Origin of the sequence: Streptacidiphilus pinicola (assembly GCF_003258295.1) — a bacterium.
Taxonomy (GTDB): Bacteria; Actinomycetota; Actinomycetes; order Streptomycetales; family Streptomycetaceae; genus Streptacidiphilus; species Streptacidiphilus pinicola.
This window is the reverse complement of record NZ_QKYN01000054.1, coordinates 42,570-60,967: the sequence shown is the minus strand read 5'-3', so window position 1 is coordinate 60,967 and position 18,398 is coordinate 42,570. Positions and strand designations below refer to the sequence as shown.

Genomic DNA, 18,398 nt, shown 5'->3' with positions numbered 1-18,398 from the left:
CCGCGGGGCCGCGGGGCCGCGGGGCCACGGGGCCGGGGGCGCCGGCTTCCGCGGCTGCCGCCCCCGACCAGGCCGTCCGGGAGACCCTACGGGCGGAACCGGCGGGCCGAGGCGACGAGTTCCGGAACCGTGGCCAGCTTGACGCGCGGGCGGCCGGAGGCCTCACCGCGGGCGCGTTCGGCGCGGTCCACGGCACGCCACTGGCGCAGCCCGAGCGCGTCCGGCCGACGTCGCCGGACCAGGCCCGCGAAGCCCTGGATCCGGTGCGCCGGAGCGCTGAGCAGGCCGGCCGCCGCGTCGTCGAGCAGGGCGTCGACGGTCTCCTGCGCGCAGTCCCGGTTGGCGCCGATGCCGCCGGACGGGCCGCGCTTGGCCCAGCCGACCACGTAGGTGGCGGGCAGCGGGCGGCCCGTGGCCGGGTCGACGACGCGGGCACCGTCGTGCGGGATGGTGCCCGACGCCTCGTCGAAGGGCAGCCCGGGGACGGGCACGCCGCGGTAGCCGATGGAGCGGACCACCAGGCCCGCCGCGATCGTCGACTCCGTGGCGTCGGGACCGCTGACGCGCAGCCCCTCGACCCGGTCGCGGCCGAGCAGCTGCTGCGGCGTAGCGCCGAAGCGCAGCACGATCCGCCGCCGTCCGGCCGGCGGCGCGGCCGCCCAGTCGACGGTCTCGACGGGCAGCCCGGCCAGCAGCGCCGCCTTGGAGTCGGCCGCCTTCGGGTCCGCCGACGCCGCCGCGATCGCCTCGCGCACACCCGGCTCGTCGGCCACCACCAGGTCCACGCCGGCCAGGTGCGTCAGCGCCAGGAACTCCGGGCGCGTCCATGCCGCGTGCTCGGGACCGCGGCGGGCCAGCAGTACGACCTCGCGAACGCGGCTGTCGCGCAGCGCCGCCAGCGCGTGGTCGGCGATGTCGGTACGGGCCAGTTCGTCCGGGTCGGTGAGCAGGATGCGGGCGATGTCGACCGCCACATTGCCGTTGCCGACCACCACGGCGCGCTCCGCGGCGAGGTCCACGGCGTCGGCGGGGACGGTCGGGTGGGCGTTGTACCAGCCCACCAGCGTCGTCGCGGGCAGGCTGCCGGGGAGGTCCTCGCCGGGCAGGCCCAGCCTGCGGTCGCCCGCCGCGCCGACGGCGTAGACGACGGCGTGGTGATAGGCGGTCAGGTCCTCGTGGCTGAGGTCCTCGCCGATGGTGACCCCGAGGTGCATCCGCAGGGCCGGGTGGTGGAAGGTGTCGGCGAAGGACTCGCCGATGCGCTTGGTGGACTGGTGGTCCGGCGCGACGCCGTGACGCAGCAGCCCGCCCGCGACCGGCAGGCGGTCTATCATCGTGACGCGCGCGCCGGTCGTGCGCAGCAGCAACTGCGCCGTATATCCGGCGGACGGGCCGGTGCCCACCACGGCGACCGAGAGCTCGCCGAAGCCGTTCGGCAGGCTGCGCGGGAATTCCGGCGCCCCCCAGGCGTGGTCGGTCGGGTTCTCTTCGTACCAGCGGCGGTTGAGCTCGGCGTACTGGATGTCGGGCCCGGCCAGGCGATCGACCGGGAAGACCGCGTCGACCGGGCAGGCGTCGGCGCAGGCACCGCAGTCGATACACGCCGCTGGGTCGATGTAGAGCAGGTCGGTGGTGCCGAACTCGGGCTCGTCGGGGGTCGGATGGATGCAGTTGACCGGGCAGACGGACACACAGGAGGCGTCGTTGCAGCAGGTGCGGGTGATCGCGTAAGCCATGGCGGGTCGTGGGGGTCCTCGCGGTGCGGCGGGCGGGGGAGTGGGGAGGTGTTCGGACGGACGGACCGTCAGAGCATGTCGAGCTGGCGGTAGATGCCGGCGGCGGGGCGGGTGAGCAGACCGGCCTCCGCGAGGAACGCCATCAGGTGCCGCGAGCTGGTGCGCATCATGGACTTGCGGTGCTGGTTCGTCTTGACCTCCGCCAGCGCGCGCTCGGTGTCGAGGCCGGCTGCGGCGTAGACGCCCTTGTTCACCATGCTGGAGACAATGACGAAGGCGGCCGCGGCGACGCCGAAGCCGTTGATCCGGCGGCGGGCCGTCCCGGCCTCGCGCAGCCGCTCGCGGATCTCCTGGCGCGCGAACTTCATATGCCTGGACTCCTCGACGACATGAATTCGCGAGGTGCCGCGCACGATCTCCAGCACGTTCTCGCCGCGCATCCAGTCGCGCTGCATGACATCGAGGACCTCCTCGGCGACGAGGATGCCGCCGTAGGCGAGCTCGGCGCGGGCCAGCGCCTTGAAGCCGCGCCCGGCCTCGGCCCAGGCCCGGTTCGGCTTGTACTGCGGCACGCCCATCTTCTCGCAGGCCCGGGCGAACATGATGGAGTGCCGGCACTCGTCGGCGATCTCGGTCAGCGCGAACTGGAACTCGGCGTTGGCCGGGTTCTTCAGGTACTGATCGCGCAGCACCATCTGCTGCAGGATCATCTCGAACCAGATGCCGGTCATCATGATCGAGCCGACCTCGTGGCGGGTCAGCGTCACCCGCTGCCGCTCGGTCATCTCGTCCCACAGGCGGGTGCCGTAGAGCGTGCTCCACTCGGGATTGAGCCCGTAGTGGTGGTCAGGGAGCGGCGCCTCCCAGTCGATCTCGACGGACGGGTCGTAGGAAAGGGTCGCGGCCGACTCGAGCAGGCGCTTCGAGACGTCCTCGTCCGCGGACGTGTGGGTTCTGCCGTGGACGTGCGCTGCGGTGGTGAGCTGTGCCATCGATGCCTCCGGGTGACGCTCGGCGCGGGGCCCCGCTGCCCTTATTGACGGAAAGTACAACAAGAGCGGGGCGGGAGGAAGACCCCCGGTAGCGGGTTCAGCGCCGCGCCCTCCCGTTCAAGCCTTCGGAAAATGAACACTGGACGCTCCCAGCAAGCTCTCCGTGCACAAGTCTTGACGCCGGCCCAGGGGCGGCGGGAACATGCCAACGGCCGCCGGGAGAACGCTCTCCGGCCGCTCCGCCCGACCCCCACCCGGAGGAGCCGCATGCAGTCCGCCCCCGCCCGTTCCCGCCCGCACACCCTGCTGCGGCGCGTGCTCGCGACACTCGCCACGGCCGCCGTCGTGCTCGGCCTTCTGCTCACCGCCCCCGTCGGCGCCGCGCGCGCCGACACCGTTCCCGGCCCCCCGGCCGGCTGGCAGACCGTCTTCAGCGACAACTTCTCCGGCGCCTCGGGCTCCGCGCCCTCCGGCAACTGGATGTACGACACCGGGCCGGGCTCCAACTTCGGCACCGGCGAGATCGAGACGATGACGAACTCGACCGCCAACGTCCACCTCGACGGCAACGGCCACCTCGACATCACCGCCCTGAACGACGGCAACGGCAACTGGACCTCCGGCCGGATCCAGACCACCAGCGCCAACGTCGGCGCCCCGGCCGGCGGCAAGCTGGAGGTCACCGCCGAGATCCAGCAGCCCAACCCCGCCTCCGGCCTCGGCTACTGGCCCGCCTTCTGGATGCTCGGCCCCGGCCAGTGGCCCGAGAACGGCGAGATCGACATCATGGAGGACGTCAACGCCCGCTCCCAGGTGGCCGGGACGATCCACTGCGGCACCTACCCCGGCGGCCCGTGCAACGAGGGCAACGGCATCGGCAGCGGGCTGACGGCCTGCAACGGCTGCCAGACCGGCTACCACCAGTACTCGATGATCCTCGACCGCACCAACACCGCGGCCGAGTCCATCACCTTCTACCTCGACGGCACCCAGTACTTCCAGGTGACCGAGGGCCAGGTCGGCACGTCCACCTGGCAGGCGGCCTTCGACCACAACCTGTCGATCATCTTCGACCTCGCCATGGGCGGCGGCTTCCCCAACGGCGTCTGCGGCTGCACCTCGCCGACCTCCGCGACCAGCTCCGGTGGCACCATGAGCGTCGGCTACGTCGCGGCGTACACCACCACCGGCGGCGGCGGTGGCGGCGGGGGAGGCGGCGGCACCACCGGCCAGGTCACCGGCTACGGCGGCCTGTGCCTGGACGACCGCAGCGCCAGCACCGCCAACTTCAACCCGATCCAGGTCTACACCTGCAACGGCACCCCGGCGCAGCAGTGGACCTTCGTCCAGGCCGGCACCACCCTGCACGTGCTCGGCAAGTGCCTGGACATCAACGGCGGCGGCACCGCCAACGGCACCGCGGTCGACCTCTACGACTGCAACAACACCGGGGCCCAGGTCTGGATCCCCCAGTCCAACGGCTCCCTCTACAACCCGCAGTCGGGCCGCTGCCTGGACGACACCAACTGGTCCACGACCCCCGGCACCCAGGCCCAGATCTGGGACTGCTCGGGCAACGCCAACCAGCAGTGGAGCATCCCCTGACGATGCATCACCGCTGAGAGGGTGACGAGGCGTCCGGGACCCGAACAGGGCTCCGGGCGCCTCAGCGCTTGCGGGCGACCAGGACGTAGCCGTCCTGGGTGGTGGCACTGACGGGGGCGTCGGGTTCCGGACGCCAGGCGCCCGGGTGGACGATGCCGGGAGTGGCGAGGTCCAGGCCCTCGGCGAAGCGGGCGAACTGCTCGCGGGTACGGGGGTGGATGCCGACGCCGCCGCCGCGGTAGGCGGAGCCCGCGCGGCCGACCTGGGTGGGGCTGGCGTCGGCGGTCGCGTGGCTGAGGACGAGCCGACTGCCCGACGGGAGCGGGTCCAGCAGGGTGCGGACCACGCCGTACGGGTCGTCCTCGTCGTCGAGGAAGTGCACCACCGCGCTGAGCACCAGCGCCACCGGGCGATCGAGGTCCAGGGCGGCGTCCGGGCCGACCAGGCACGGGTGGGCCAGGATCGCCTCGGGCGCTCGCAGGTCCGCGGCCAGGAAGTCGATGCGGCCCTCGGGCGTGCTGTTCAGCAGTGCGCGGGTGTGCGCGAGCACGATCGGGTCGTTGTCGACGTAGACGATCCGCGCGGCCGGGTTCACCCGCTGCACGATCTCGTGCAGGTTCGGGCTGGTCGGGATGCCGGAGCCGATGTCGAGGAACTGGTCGACGCCCTCCCGCACCAGGAAGTCCGCGGCACGGCCCAGGAACGCGCGGCCCGCGCGGACCACGTCACGCAGGCCGGGGAACGCCTCCAGCGCCTTGGCCGCGATCTCGCGGTCGGGGGCGAAGTTGGTCTTGCCGCCGAGCAGGTAGTCGTACATGCGGGCCGACTGCGGCCGGTCCGTGTGCAACTCGCGGCGGTCCACGGGTTCCTGACGGACCGCCGTGCTCATCCACCCGCTCGGGCCCCACGCCTCGTCGACCATCGTGCACGCCCTCCCCGCTCGCCCCCCAGGCGACGCATCCGGCCATGACGATAGCCGAGCCGAACGATCACGTCGACGACGCCCCGGTGAGGGGGTGTCCGCATCCCTCGGCGCTCGTTGGGCGGGGTATGAAGACGACGACTCCCCGCACCCTCCTCACCCTCGCCGCCACCGCCGTCGCCGTTGGGGCCGCCGCGCTCACCGCGACGGCGCCCGCCCAGGCCGCGCCCCTCGTGGACGCGCCCAGCGGTCCCACGCCGACGGACGTCTGCGCCCAGCAGGTGGGCTCCGCGCCGGTGGTGGGCCAGTTGCCGGCCGTGAACAGCGCCTGCACCGGCACGGCCGCCGTCGGCAACCTCGTCCATCATCCGTTCGGCTGACCCGTTCGGCTGACGCGTTCGGCGCCGGCGGCGACCAAGGGTTCCGCCCCGGCCGGCTACGCCGGCGGGCGCAGCCGCAGCACCTCGAAGACCGATCCGTAGCGCACGCCGAGGCGGGAGCCGGCCTGGCGGCCGAAGCCCTCCAGGAACTCCCCGGGGTCGGCCATCCCCCCGTCGCCGAGACCCGCCAGATACGCCTTGTGCTCGGCCAGCGAGGCGACACCGAGGGCGAAGGTCTCCGTCACGTCCACCCCGTGGGCGGCCTCGGGGGAGCCGCCGGCGAGCAGCATCCGCACGCCGTCCCACGGCTCCAGGCCCTCCGTCAGCAGTTCCCTGAAGACCCATCGGTTGCCGGCGTCGCGCACGGCGTCCAGCGTCGCGCGCCCGGCCGCGATGTGGTCGGCCTGGTTGGGGAAGACCCCGCCGTAGGTGTCGCGGTAGTTGGTGGTGATGACGACGTCCGGCCGGTGCCGGCGCACCAGCCGGGCGATGTCGCGGCGCAGCGGCAGCCCGTACTCCAGGACCCCGTCCTGGTGGTGCAGGAACTCGACGGTGTCGACGCCGACGACGGCCGCCGAGGCGATCTGCTCGGCCTCGCGCAGCGGACCGCACTGCTCGGGGTCCAGCCCGTCGATCCCGGCCTCGCCGCTGGTGACCATCGCGTAGACGACCCGCTTGCCCTGCCCGGTCCAGCGGGCCACCGCCGCGGCGGCGCCGTACTCCATGTCGTCGGGGTGGGCCACCACGGCGAGCGCGGTCTGCCAGTCCTCGTCCACGGGCTCCAACCGTGGGGGTGCTTCCTCGTTCACGACAGCCTCCAGGTGATCGACAAGGCGCTCACCTCGACGCTACCCACGTCGCGGGCGCCCCGCCCTACGAGGGCTCACCAGCGCGGCTGGACCAGCTCGTAGCCCGGGTCGACGCGGCGCATGTAGCCGGTGTCGTCGCGGTTGCGCAGGCCGCAGGCGAGGAACTGCTCGTGCAGGCGGGCCAGCGCGTCGCGGTCGAGCTCGATGCCGAGGCCAGGGCCCGTCGGCACGGCCACCGAGCCCCGCTCGAAGGCGAGGGCGCCGGGGCGGACGACGTCCTCGTCCTCGCGCTTCCAGGGCCAGTGGGTGTCGCAGGCGTAGCGGAGGTTGGGGGTGGCGGCGGCGAGGTGGACCATGGCGGCCAGGCTGACGCCCAGGTGGGAGTTGGAGTGCATGGACAGGCCCAGCCCGAAGGTGTCGCAGATGCCGGCCAGCACCCGGGAACGCTGCAGCCCGCCCCAGTAGTGGTGATCGGAGAGGATCACGCCGACGGATCCGGCGCGCACGGCGTCCGGCACCTCGTCGAAGCCGACCACGCACATGTTGGTGGCCAGCGGCATCGGCACCCGGCCGGCGACCTCGGCCATCCCCGCGATGCCGGGGGTCGGGTCCTCCAGGTACTCCAGCACGCCCGCGAGTGCGCGGCCAACCTCGACGGAGGTCTGCACGTTCCAGGCCGCGTTGGGGTCCAGCCGCAGCGGCAGGGCGGGGAACTCCTTGCGCAGCGCGCGGATCGCCGCGATCTCCTGCTCGGGCGGGAAGACGCCGCCCTTGAGCTTGACGGCGCTGAAGCCGTAGCGGTCGAGCATGGTGCGGGCCTGGGCGACGATGCCGTCCGGGTCCAGCGCCGCGCCCCAGGCGTCCGGCTCGCCGCCGGGGTGGGCGGCCCACTTGTAGAAGAGGTAGGCACTGAACGGGACGCGCTCGCGCACGGCTCCGCCCAGCAGGTCGCTGACGGGGCGTCCGAGCAGCTTGCCCTGGACGTCCAGGCAGGCCACCTCGAAGGGGGAGAAGACCCGGTCGACGGTGCCGCTGGTGGTGATCAGGCCGGTCAGGCCGTGGCCGTCGCTGCCGGTGTCCCCGGCCAGGGCCTGCCCGGCGCGCTCGTGGATGCGGTTCAGCGCGAAGACGTCCTGCCCGACGACGGCCTCGGCGACGACGGCCAGCCGGGCCAGGTGACCCTCGTCCGCGTAGGTCTCGCCCAGCCCGGTGACGCCGGCGTCGGTGGTGATCTCCACGATCGCGCGCAGCGCGTACGGCTCGTGCACGCCGACGGCGTTGAGCAGCGGCGGGTCCCGGAACGCGACGGGCGTGACGGTGACGGCGGCGATCCGGCTCATACGGTGGCAGCTCCCGGTTCGAGTATGTGAACGCTGGACATCCATGCGAACACCTCTGGGAACCGTAGGGCCGGGCCCGCGAACGCGTCAAGGAGACGCCTCGGGAGAGGCTCGGTCGGCCGGGCCGGTCAGGACTTGGCGGCCTGGATCCGGACCATGTTTCCTGAGGGGTCCCGGAACGCGCAGTCGCGCGGACCCCACGCCTGGTCGATCGGCTCCTGCAGCACCTCGGCGCCCGAGGCGCGCACCCGCTCGAAGGCCGCGTCCACGTCGTCGGTGCGGAAGACGGTGATGGGCAGGACGCCCTTGGTGAGCAGCTCCTGGAGCACGTCGCCGTCGGCCTGGGAGCGCCCGGCGTGCGGCTCGGACAGGACGATGTCCACCTCGGGCTGCTCCGGGCTGCCCAGGGTGACCCAGCGGAAGCCGCCGGAGGCGACGTCGTTCTTGAGGGCGAGGCCGAGCGCGTCACGGTAGAAGGCGAGCGACTCGTCCACGTCGTTGACGGTGATGTGGCAGTACTGCAGCGCGATGGTCATGCGGTTCACGTTAGGCGGCGGCCGGACGCCCTGCTTCTCGAATCCTGCTCGATGCCGGACTGCGCCTGTGCCGGCGCCTGCTCACGCGTCCGGGCACGCGCCGCCTCCCGGGTCGGCCGGGTGCGCACCTTGGCCAGGCAGGCGGGCATCGCCTCCACCGCGGCGTGGTCGCGCTCGCGGTACGCGCTCGGCGACTCCCCGATGATCTCGGTGAACTTCGCGCTGAACGAACCCAGCGAGGTACAGCCCACCGCCATGCACGCGTCCGTCACGCTCATGCCGCCGCGCAGCAGCGTCATGGCGCGCTCGATCCGGCGCGTCATGAGATAGCTGTACGGCGTCTCCCCGTACGCCGCGCGGAAGCGGCGCGAGAAGTGGGCGGGGGACATCAGCGCGCGCTGCGCCATCGTCGGCACGTCGAGCGGACTGGCGTACTCGCGGTCGATCAGATCCCGCGCCCGACGCAGATGCGCGAGGTTGGCGAGCTCCTCCGGGGTCATGCTCTCGAAGCTACCACCGGCCACCGACATCACCGCTGCTCCGGCCCGAGCGGATCAGTTGGCCGGGTTGCCGGTGGTGCCCGGCCCGAACGGGGTCACCTCGAAGGTGTTGAGGCAGTCCGTGATCTGCCCGGGGAAGACCAGGGAGGCCCGGCTGCCCGGCGGGTAGATCCGCAGCGACGTCGAGGTCGGCAGGCACTCCGTCGGGTCGTTCGTCTGGCGGTTCACCGTGTGGACGGTGTCGCTCGCCGACGCGCCCGGCGCGAGGACCACCTGTGTGTAGGGCAGGTGCGTGTAAGTCGCCGGGATGCCGATCTGCCGTCCCGAGGAGTCCAGCATCGACAGGCCGGGGAAGCCGGCGACGTGGCAGGCCGTGGAGCTGTGGTTGGTGACCACGACGTAGGTGTAGATCTGCCCCGCGCCCGCGTTGCCCGGGTCCAGCCGCGGTGACAGCTGGGCGGCCGTGCACAGCGGAGTGCCACCGGTGCCGCTCGGGCCGCCGCCGGGAGCCGGCGTGCCCGGGCCCGCGCTCGGTGTCGGGACCGCCGAGCCGCCGAGCGAGGCGCTGGGGGAGTCGGTCGGCTGCGACGGTGCCGGTGACGCCGTCGCGGAGGGGGTGGGCGAAGCCGTCGTGGACGGCAGGGCGGAGGGCGTCGACAGGCTGCGCACCGACGAGGCCGGCGGGGTGACCACCTCGCCGGGGCCGCGCGGGGAGAACACCCCGGCGGCGTAGATCCCCACCGCCGCCACGCCGACGCACGCCGTCGCGCCCAGCACGGCGCGCCGTCTGCGGCGCCGCGCCGCCCGGCGCCGCACCTCCGCGAACGCCCCCTCCGGGATCGGCAGCGGCGGAGCCGAACCACGCGCCAGCCGCGCGAGGGGATCGGCCCCCGCGCCGGGGTCGTCCGGGCCGCTCGCCTCGCCGCCGGGGCCGAAGCGGTCAGCGGATCCGGTCATGGAAGCCCCCAAGGGTCGCGCGGAGCAGTTCGCGGGCGGTGTGCAGGTCGGACTTGACGGTGCCTTCGGCACGGCCCAGGCGGGCCGCGACCTCGCGGACCGGGAGGTCCGCGAAGTAGTACAGCAGCACCGGGTCGCGCAGACGCTCCGGGAGCGACTGGACCACCAGCCGCACCGAGGGCTCGTCGCCCTCGGCCGCCTGACGGACCGACTCCTCCTGCCCGGCCCGGCGCAGGGCGCGCCGTTCGCGCTCCATTCTGCGCCAGTGGTCGCGGACCAGGTTGGCCGCGGTGACGTAGAGGAAGCCGGTCGGCTCGTCGACCTTGGTCCAGCGCGCCCACAGCCGGGTGAAGGCCTCGGACGCGATCTCGTGGGCGGTGCCGTCGTCGTCGACCAGACGACGGCACCAACCCGCCAGACGCGGGTAGAGGCTGCGGAACAGTTCCTCCGCGTCCTCCTCCGCACCCGACCGGCGCCCCTTGCGCTCCCTGCGATTCGCGGTGACCGCCCCCCTCGTAACCTCGGGCTGCGCGGCCCGCTCCCGGTTCCGAACCCCGATGCTCAGAGCGCGGTCCCGGTGAGGGAGGCATAGACGATCACGTTGTCCGGGTAACCGCCGCCGCTCAGGTGCGGGCCGCCGCACGTGATGAGACGCAGGGCGGGCCGGTCCACGTTCCCGTAGACGGCCGAGGTCGGGAACGCGGACTTGTCGACGGTCTGCACACGGTCGACGGCGAAGACGGCCGTCGAGCCGTCCTGCCGACGCACCTCGATCCGGTCGCCCGGGTGCAGCCGGCCCAGGTGCAGGAACACCCCGTCGCCGTACTGGCCGACCGTGACGTGGCCGAGGATCACCGACGGCCCGGTCTGGCCCGGCGTCGGGGAGCCGTCGTACCAGCCGGCCGGCGCGTTCGCCTCGATCGGCGGGACGCCGACGGTGCCGTCGGAGTTCAGCCCGACGGACATGACGGAGGCGTCGACGCCGATCGACGGGATCTTCAGGCCCACCGGCACGGACCGCCCCATCGGCGCGGCCGAACCGGCCTGCGCCGGCGGGGCGGACGCGATGGGCACGCTGCCCGCGGGGACCGATGCCGCCGGGCCCGCGTCGCCGTGCGCCGCGCACCCCGCCAGCAGCAGCCCGCTCAAGGCCAGCCCAACCCCGGCCCGCGCCGCGCGCGCCCCCGCAGAGCGGAGCCCGGCCGTGGGCCGACGGGGCATCAGCCCCGGGCCCGGGAGCGCCGGGACCGGGCGACCGCCACGCCCGTGCCGCCGAGGACCAGCAGTGCGCCCGCGCCCGCCGCCAGCGTGCCGGCCGAGCCGCCGCCCGAGTTCGTCGGCGCCTCTCCGGTCGCCGGAGCGCCGCTCGGGACCGCGCTCACCTGCGAGGAGGGCGTGGCCGAGGCCGACGGCACCGGCGTCGGCGTCGGCGAGCCGGACGGCGCCGTGGTGCTGCCGACCAACGGCGTGACGGTGAAGGTGTTGTTGCAGATCGTCAGCTTGGCGGGGAAGACCAGCGACGCGCGGTTACCCGGCGGGTAGACCCGCAGCGAGGTGGACTCGGGACGGCACTCCTTCGGGTCGTTCGTCATCCGGTTGGTGGTGTGGATCGTGGTGGTGGCCGTAGCCCCGGGCGCCAGCACGACGAGGCTGTAGGGCCGGGGCTCGTGGGTGGCGGGCGCGCCGATCTGGGCGCCGTGGGCGTCGAGGACCGACACCCCGGGGAAGCCGGTGAGGTGGCAGGTGGCGGAGCTGTGGTTGGTCAGCACCACGTCGCGGTAGATCTGGCCCGCGCCCACGTCCCCGGCGCCGAGCGAGCCGGTCAACTGGGCGGTGGTGCACATCGGGGTGGCCGCCTGCGGCGCCGCGCCGGCGACGGGCGCGAAGGCGAGGGCCGCCGCGCCGAGCGCCACGGTGGCGGCGCCGACGGAGAGGGCTTTGCTGCTGCTGAGCATGATCGTGCGTCTCCCTGGTCCGAGCGAACGTGTCGAGCGGCAGGAGAGACGACGCACCTCGGGGCGGGGTTGTAAAGAGATGTCAAAATCCGGCCTCGGCCGACGGCAGGGCGCCTCGTGACACGGCGAAGGGCCCGGCGTGCGCCGGGCCCTTTGCTGCAGGGCAGGGTCGCGGGTGGTGGCCACCCGACCCGGGACGGTCTAGCCCGCGACCGCCTGACGGGCGGCCGGCGCGGCCGCGGCGCGGCCGTCGGTGCTGAGCGCCTGCAGGATCGCGTCCACGCTGGCCTTGGCGTCGCCGAAGAGCATGCTGCTGTTCTCGCGGAAGAACAGCGGGTTCTGCACGCCGGCGTAGCCGGAGGCCATGGAGCGCTTGAAGACGATCACGTTCTCGGCCTCCCAGACCCGCAGCACCGGCATGCCGGCGATCGGGCTGCCCGGGTCCTCGGACGCGGCCGGGTTCACCGTGTCGTTGGCGCCGATGACCAGCACCACCGAGGTCTGTGCGAAGTCGTCGTTGATCTCGTCCATCTCCAGGACGATGTCGTACGGCACCTTCGCCTCGGCCAGCAGCACGTTCATGTGGCCGGGCAGGCGGCCGGCGACGGGGTGGACGCCGAAGCGCACCTCGACGCCGCGCTCGCGCAGCTGCCGCGTCAGTTCCGCGACGGGGTGCTGCGCCTGGGCGACGGCCATACCGTAGCCGGGGGTGATGATCACCGAGCTCGCGGTGGCGAGCAGCTCGGCCGCCTCCGCCGCGCGCACCTCGCGGTGCTCGCCGTACTCCTCCTCGGAGCTGGACGGCGCCTCGATGCCGAAGCCGCCCGCGATCACCGAGATGAAGGAACGGTTCATCGCCTTGCACATGATGTAGGACAGGTAGGCACCCGAGGAGCCGACCAGCGCGCCGGTGACGATCAGCAGGTTGTTGTCGAGCAGGAAGCCGGCCGCGGCCGCCGCCCAGCCCGAGTAGCTGTTCAGCATCGACACGACGACGGGCATGTCGCCGCCGCCGATCGAGGCGACCAGGTGCCAGCCCAGCAGCAGCGCCAGCACGGTGACCACGATCATCAGCGCCAGGTTCGGGGTGACGGTGAACCAGATGGTGAGCGCCACGAACGCGGCCAGCGCGCCGAGGTTCAGGCCGTTCTTGCCCGGCAGCATCAGCGGACGGGAGTTGATCCGCGCCGACAGCTTCAGGAACGCCACGATCGAACCGGTGAAGGTGACCGCGCCGATGAAGATGCCGATGAACACCTCGGCGTGGTGGATGCCCAGCAGGTCCGCGCCGATCCTGGTCTGCGCGGAGCCGTGCGACTCCACCTCGAGGTAGCTGTTCCAGCCCACCAGCACGGCGGCGAGGCCGACGAAGCTGTGCAGGACGGCGATCAGCTCGGGCATCTGCGTCATCTCGACGCGGCGCGCCCGCCACAGGCCGATCACGGCGCCGATCGCCATCGCGACCACGATCAGCGCGACGGCACCGGCCGTGATGGACTGCGCGGCCACCACGATCGTGGCGACCAGGGCGAGCGCCATCCCGGCGATGCCGTAGACGACGCCGGAGCGGGAGGTGCGGTGCTGGGACAGGCCCGCCAGGCTGAGGATGAACAGCAGCGCGGCGACCAGGTCGGCGGCGTGGGAGGCCGTCATGGAGGTCATCTCGGCTCAGCCTTTCGAGAACATGGACAGCATGCGGCGGGTGACGGCGAAACCTCCGAAGATGTTCACGCTCGTCAGCAGGATCGCCACGCAGGACAGCGTGGTGACGATCCAGCTCTCGTGCCCGATCTGCAGCAGGGCGCCGATCACCACGATTCCTGAGATCGCGTTGGTCACCGACATCAGCGGCGTGTGCAGCGCGTGGTGCACCTTGCCGATGACGTAGTAGCCGATCACCACCGCCAGCGCGAACACCGTGAAGTTCTCGGCGAGTTGGGCAGGGGCGAAGGCGACCACCAGGAACATGGCCAGCATGCCGAGGCCGATCAGGCCGAGCCGACCGGCGGGCGTCAGCTTCGGCTGCTTGGGCTCCGGCTTGGGCGGCGCGGCGGCGGGCTGCGCGGCGGGCGCGGCGGTGACCGAGACGGGCGGCGGCGGCCAGGTGACGTCGCCCGCCTGCACGACGGTGACGGCGCGCTGGACGACGTCCTCGAAGTCGATCGTCAGCTGCCCGTCCTTGCCCGGCGTCAGCAGCTTGAGCAGGTTCACCAGGTTGGTGCCGAACAGCTGCGAGGCCTGGGTGGGCAGCCGGGAGGCGAGGTCGGTGTAGCCGATGATGGTGACGCCGTTGTCGGTCACCACGGCCCGGCCGGCGACCGTGCCCTCGACGTTGCCGCCCATCGCGGCGGCCATGTCGACGACGACGCTGCCCGGCTTCATGGCCGCGACGTCCTCGGCGGTCAGCAGCCGTGGCGCCGGACGGCCGGGGATCAGCGCGGTGGTGACGACGATGTCCACGTCCGCGGCCTGCTGGTGGTACAGCTCGGCCGCGGCGCGGTCGTAGTCGGCCGAGGTGGCCTTGGCGTAGCCGTCGGTGCTCTGCTCCTGGACCACGTTGACCGGCAGGTACTCGCCGCCGAGCGACTTCACCTGGTCCGCGACCTCGGGCCGCGGGTCGGTGGCGCGCACGATCGCGCCGAGGGAGGAGGCGGCGCCGATCGCCGCGAGCCCGGCCACGCCCGCGCCGGCGACGAGGACCTTCGCCGGGGGGACCTTGCCGGCCGCGGTGACCTGGCCGGTGAAGAACCGTCCGAAGACGTGCGCGGCCTCGATCACGGCCCGGTACCCGGCGATGTTCGCCATGGAGGAGAGCACGTCCATCGACTGCGCACGCGAGATGCGCGGCACCGCGTCGAGCGACAGGGCGGTCACCCCGGCCGCGGCGAGCGCCCGCAGCAGCTCCGGCTTCTGCGCGGGAGCCAGCAGGCCCACGACGGTGGCGCCCTCGCGCAGTCGGGCGATCTCCGCCTCGGAGGGGGCGTTGACCTTCAGGACGACGTCGGCGTCCCAGGCCTCGCCGATCCGCGCACCGGCCTCGAGGTAGGCCTCGTCGGTGAAGCCGGAGGCGGCTCCGGCCTCGGACTCGACGACGACCTCGTAGCCGAGGCCCAGCAGCTGACGCAGGGTGGCCGGCGTCGCGGCGACACGCGTCTCCCCGGACGCGGACTCGGCGACGACGCCGATGCGCTGGGGTGGGTGGTGCGCGGGTTCTTGAGCAGACATGTCTCGTGTTCTCTCGTCAGTGGAGGGTGTGACGGGGGATCCGCGATGCGGGGAAGGACGGTCCACCGGACTCCTTCCCTCTTGGTTGCAGGAACCTACCCGTCGGACGTGGCCATACCGATCGGTATGGACGGTGACATGTTTCACTTTCGTGCTGCTGGAGGAACCGGCGACGGAGCGGGCCCCTGCAGGAAGTGGAGCGACGGCGCGGACCTGGCCTGCGGACGCTTCACAACGTGAATCCGCAGGTGTGAGAGACCGTGGCCGGGAGCGGACGTCCAGTTCGGGTCAGATCGGCGACCGACGGGACGGCCGTCATGCTTCGTGTGCGTCCCGCCAGGCCGGGTGCTGCCACGTTTGCGCGCGCCAAACCGGCTGCGCAGGATTGGCCTGAACATGACCTTGAGGCGGAGTAATGATTGCGTCGTACATCCAACGTGCTTAGCGTGATCATGTCGGCGGGCCGCAGCGGACCGGCCACGCCCCGCCCACCGGGGCGACGCGCCGACTCTCGGAGAAAGGCACCCGAGCCGTATGTGCGGGATCACTGGATGGGTCTCCTACGAGCGCGACCTGACCACCGAACACACCGTCCTTGCCGCGATGAACGCCACCATGGCCGACCGCGGCCCCGACGCCGGCGGCGTCTGGCTCGACACCCACGCCGCGCTCGGCCACCGCCGCCTCGCGGTGATCGACCTCGAGGGCGGCGCCCAGCCGATGACCGTCACCCACGACGGCCGCACCCTGCTCGCCACCACCTACAGCGGCGAGATCTACAACTACCGCGAGCTGCGCGCCGAGCTGGTCGCCCGCGGCCACGCCTTCACCACCGCCAGCGACACCGAGGTGGCGCTGCGCGCCTACCTCGAGTGGGGCGAGGACTTCACCCGCCGCCTCAACGGCATGTACGCGTTCGCGCTGTGGGACCCGCGCAGCGAGGAGCTGCTGCTGGTGCGCGACCGGATGGGCATCAAGCCGCTCTACTACTACCCGACCGCCGACGGCCTGCTCTTCGGCTCCGAGCCCAAGGCGATCCTCGCCCACCCGCTCGCCCGCGCCGTCGTCGACGCCGAAGGCCTGGCCGAGCTGCTCGCCTTCGTGAAGACCCCCGGCCACGCCGTCTACCGCGGCATGCGCGAACTGCGGCCCGGCCACACGCTGCGGGTGCGCCGCGGCGGCCTGACCGAGCGCCGCTACTGGGCGCTCGAGGCCCACGAGCACACCGACGACCTCGCCACCACCGTCCACCACGTCCGCGAGCTGCTCGACGACATCGTGCAGCGCCAGCTGATCGCCGATGTGCCGCTGTGCACGCTGCTCTCCGGCGGCCTCGACTCCTCCGTGATCACCGCGCTGGCCGCCGAGTCGCTGCGCGAGAGCGGACGCGGGCCGGTCCGCTCCTTCGCCGTCGACTTCGTCGGCCAGACCGAGAACTTCCGCCCCGACGCGATGCGCGCCACCCCCGACGGCCCCTACGCCCACGCGCTCGCCGAGCACGTCGGCGCCGACCACCGCGACATTGTCCTGGACACCGCTGCGCTGACCGACCGCGCCCACCGCGACGCGGTGCTGCTCGCGCGCGACCTGCCCATCGGCATGGGCGAGGGCGACACCTCGCTCTACCTGCTGTGCAAGGCCATCCGCGAGCAGACGACGGTCGCCCTGTCCGGCGAGTCCGCCGACGAGATCTTCGGCGGCTACGCCTGGTTCCACGACCCGGCGGCCGTCGCGGCCGACACCTTCCCCTGGCTCTGGGCGATCCAGCGGGGCTTCGCCGCCGACCAGACCCGGCTCAGCCGCGAGGCGCTCCTCGCGCCCGGCCTGCTGGGCAAGATCGACATGGCCGGCTACGTGCGCGAGCGCTACCACGAGGCGATCGCCGAGGTCCCGCGCCTGGCCGGGGAGAGCGGCGTCGAGCGCCGGATGCGCGAGATCAGCCACCTGCACCTGACCCGCTTCGTCCAGTTCCTGCTCGACCGCAAGGACCGCGCCTCGATGGCCACCGGCCTCGAGGTCCGCGTCCCCTTCTGCGACCACCGCCTCGTCGAGTACGTCTTCAACGCCCCCTGGGCGATGAAGACCTTCGACGGCCGCGAGAAGTCCCTGCTGCGCGCCGCCGCCCGCGACGTCCTGCCGGACGTGGTCGCCGAACGCGTCAAGAGCCCCTACCCCTCCACCCAGGACCCCGCCTACGCCGAGACCCTGCGCGGCGACCTCCGCGCCCTGCTCGCCGACACCGACGCCCCCGCCCGCGACCTCCTCGACCTCGGCGCCACGGCCGACACCGTCAGCCACGCGCCCGGCCCCGAGCTGCGCAACTCCGCTGAGGTCGTCCTCGCCCTCGACACCTGGCTGCGCTCGTACGACGTCACGCTCGACATCTGACACCCGCTCGGTCCGGCTGAGCCCCGCCCCCGGGCGGGGCTCAGCCGCCGTGGACGGAGGAGCCGAGGACCACCTGGTGACCCGTCAGAACGTCAGGCGGGCCGCCTCCCGCCTGCCCTGGGCGTAGCCGGCACGGGCGGACGGGGCGCGGGTCGCCAGGTCCATCTGGTCCGTGCCCATGGCGGCGACCGAGTCGGCGTCCGGGGTGATCACCTCGACGCGGCTGCCCTGGCGGCGCAGGGTCTCGACCTGGCTGTCCAGGTCCGCGCCCGGCAGCCGGCGCAGGCCCTCGAACTGGCCCGGAGGGGGCGGAGTCTGGCTGCGCCGGGTCAGCGGCGTGAGCACCAGGACGTTGGCGTAGCCCGTGGCGAGGTCCGCGTTCTCGGTGGAGCGCACGCCGCCGTTGATGTAGTGCGTGCCGTTGATGTCGTGCGTCGGGGCCATGCCGGGCAGCGCGGTGCTCGCGGTGACCGCGTCCACCAGCTCGACGCCGGAGTCGCGGTCGAAGGCGGTCAGCTCGCCGGTGTGCGCGTTGAGAGCCGCCACGATCATCGGCCGCTCCGGCCACTCGGGGTGCGGCAGTCGGGAGGCGACCAGCGCCCGCCGCTGCGCCGCCCCGGGGGCGAGCACGGCGTCGCTCTCCAACCCGAACGCGCCCATGGCGCGCTGGAGTTCGGCCGCCGAGGTGGCGGCGGCGGAGATGGCGCGCATCCGCGCGAAGACGGTCTCCGCAGGGAGGGACGGCGGCCGGTTCTGGTTCTGTGCGCCGCGCGCACCGGGGCCGCCGGGGCCGCCCGGCCCGTGCTGACCGGCCGGACGGACCGGCGCGGACACGATCGCGGCCAGCAGTTCGGCCGCCGGGATGCCGCTGCGCACCTGCGCCGCCGCCGTGGCACCGGAGGAGGTGCCAATCACCAGATCGGCGGTCTCGGTCAGATCGAGGCCGGCTTCGGCCAGGCCGGCGACGATGCCGATCGCCCACGCGTTTCCGGCGGCGCCACCGCCACCGAGAACCAGAGCAAGGTTGTGATCCATGGGTGTTGCCTTTCAGGA

The 18,398-nt window shown here is 73.0% G+C and carries 16 protein-coding genes and 1 pseudogene; 3 read left to right on the top strand and 14 right to left on the bottom strand.

The genetic code is table 11. The features are described from left to right. Window positions 1–86: 86 nt before the first annotated feature. Both DN069_RS14335 and DN069_RS14330 read right to left on the bottom strand, forming a co-directional pair. Window positions 87–1,736, bottom strand: a complete 1,650-nt coding sequence (locus DN069_RS14335; RefSeq protein ID WP_111501349.1) for an FAD-dependent oxidoreductase — start codon at window positions 1,734–1,736, stop codon at window positions 87–89. Window positions 1,737–1,804: 68 nt separating this feature from the next. Beyond that, complete coding sequence (locus DN069_RS14330; RefSeq protein ID WP_111501348.1) at window positions 1,805–2,728, bottom strand: AurF N-oxygenase family protein; 924 nt, start codon at window positions 2,726–2,728, stop codon at window positions 1,805–1,807. A 267-nt stretch (window positions 2,729–2,995) separates the two neighbouring features. Between DN069_RS14330 and DN069_RS14325 the strand changes: the two genes are divergently transcribed. Continuing rightward, complete coding sequence (locus DN069_RS14325) at window positions 2,996–4,333, top strand: ricin-type beta-trefoil lectin domain protein (RefSeq protein ID WP_111501347.1); 1,338 nt, start codon at window positions 2,996–2,998, stop codon at window positions 4,331–4,333. 61 nt (window positions 4,334–4,394) lie between these two features. Here the strand turns inward: DN069_RS14325 and DN069_RS14320 are convergent, their stop codons facing one another. Next, complete coding sequence (locus DN069_RS14320; RefSeq protein ID WP_111501346.1) at window positions 4,395–5,255, bottom strand: SAM-dependent methyltransferase; 861 nt, start codon at window positions 5,253–5,255, stop codon at window positions 4,395–4,397. Between the two features lie 128 nt (window positions 5,256–5,383). On the opposite strand from DN069_RS14320, the gene DN069_RS14315 reads away from it, so the two are divergent. After that, window positions 5,384–5,635, top strand: a complete 252-nt coding sequence (locus DN069_RS14315) for a hypothetical protein (RefSeq protein ID WP_111501345.1) — start codon at window positions 5,384–5,386, stop codon at window positions 5,633–5,635. Between the two features lie 56 nt (window positions 5,636–5,691). On the opposite strand, the gene DN069_RS14310 is transcribed toward DN069_RS14315, so the two are convergent. From DN069_RS14310 to DN069_RS14265, 10 genes and pseudogenes are all read right to left on the bottom strand, one after another. After that, the gene (locus DN069_RS14310) at window positions 5,692–6,444 is read right to left on the bottom strand and encodes a PIG-L deacetylase family protein (RefSeq protein ID WP_243639214.1); all 753 of its coding nucleotides are present in this window, start codon (window positions 6,442–6,444) and stop codon (window positions 5,692–5,694) included. A gap of 74 nt (window positions 6,445–6,518) precedes the next feature. Further along, window positions 6,519–7,784 (bottom strand): glucarate dehydratase family protein, encoded by a 1,266-nt coding sequence (locus tag DN069_RS14305; RefSeq protein WP_111501344.1) that lies wholly within the window; start codon window positions 7,782–7,784, stop codon window positions 6,519–6,521. A gap of 128 nt (window positions 7,785–7,912) precedes the next feature. After that, on the bottom strand, window positions 7,913–8,320 hold the full coding sequence (locus tag DN069_RS14300; RefSeq protein ID WP_111501356.1) for a VOC family protein: 408 nt from the start codon (window positions 8,318–8,320) through the stop codon (window positions 7,913–7,915). 5 nt (window positions 8,321–8,325) lie between these two features. Then, a complete protein-coding gene (locus tag DN069_RS14295; RefSeq protein ID WP_111501355.1) occupies window positions 8,326–8,820 on the bottom strand; it encodes a helix-turn-helix transcriptional regulator in 495 nt (164 codons plus the stop codon). 54 nt (window positions 8,821–8,874) lie between these two features. Beyond that, the gene (locus DN069_RS14290) at window positions 8,875–9,777 is read right to left on the bottom strand and encodes a DUF4232 domain-containing protein (RefSeq protein ID WP_111501343.1); all 903 of its coding nucleotides are present in this window, start codon (window positions 9,775–9,777) and stop codon (window positions 8,875–8,877) included. After that, a pseudogene (locus DN069_RS14285) lies at window positions 9,761–10,237 on the bottom strand (RNA polymerase sigma factor); the annotation flags it as partial. The gene DN069_RS14290 and the pseudogene DN069_RS14285, both read right to left, overlap by 17 nt. 101 nt (window positions 10,238–10,338) lie before the next feature. Next, the gene (locus DN069_RS14280) at window positions 10,339–10,926 is read right to left on the bottom strand and encodes a class F sortase (protein WP_243639213.1); all 588 of its coding nucleotides are present in this window, start codon (window positions 10,924–10,926) and stop codon (window positions 10,339–10,341) included. A 71-nt stretch (window positions 10,927–10,997) separates the two neighbouring features. After that, window positions 10,998–11,732, bottom strand: a complete 735-nt coding sequence (locus DN069_RS14275) for a DUF4232 domain-containing protein (protein ID WP_111501341.1) — start codon at window positions 11,730–11,732, stop codon at window positions 10,998–11,000. A gap of 201 nt (window positions 11,733–11,933) precedes the next feature. After that, window positions 11,934–13,394, bottom strand: coding sequence for a Re/Si-specific NAD(P)(+) transhydrogenase subunit beta (gene pntB, locus DN069_RS14270; RefSeq protein ID WP_165845502.1), 1,461 nt, complete (start codon window positions 13,392–13,394; stop codon window positions 11,934–11,936). Between the two features lie 6 nt (window positions 13,395–13,400). Further along, window positions 13,401–14,957: a Re/Si-specific NAD(P)(+) transhydrogenase subunit alpha gene (locus DN069_RS14265; protein WP_111501340.1), complete on the bottom strand. Its 1,557-nt coding sequence runs from the start codon at window positions 14,955–14,957 to the stop codon at window positions 13,401–13,403. A gap of 534 nt (window positions 14,958–15,491) precedes the next feature. Between DN069_RS14265 and asnB the strand changes: the two genes are divergently transcribed. After that, the gene (gene asnB / locus DN069_RS14260) at window positions 15,492–17,345 is read left to right on the top strand and encodes an asparagine synthase (glutamine-hydrolyzing) (RefSeq protein ID WP_111501339.1); all 1,854 of its coding nucleotides are present in this window, start codon (window positions 15,492–15,494) and stop codon (window positions 17,343–17,345) included. Window positions 17,346–17,429: 84 nt separating this feature from the next. On the opposite strand, the gene DN069_RS14255 is transcribed toward asnB, so the two are convergent. Next, complete coding sequence (locus DN069_RS14255) at window positions 17,430–18,380, bottom strand: patatin-like phospholipase family protein (protein WP_111501338.1); 951 nt, start codon at window positions 18,378–18,380, stop codon at window positions 17,430–17,432. Window positions 18,381–18,398 lie beyond the last annotated feature (18 nt).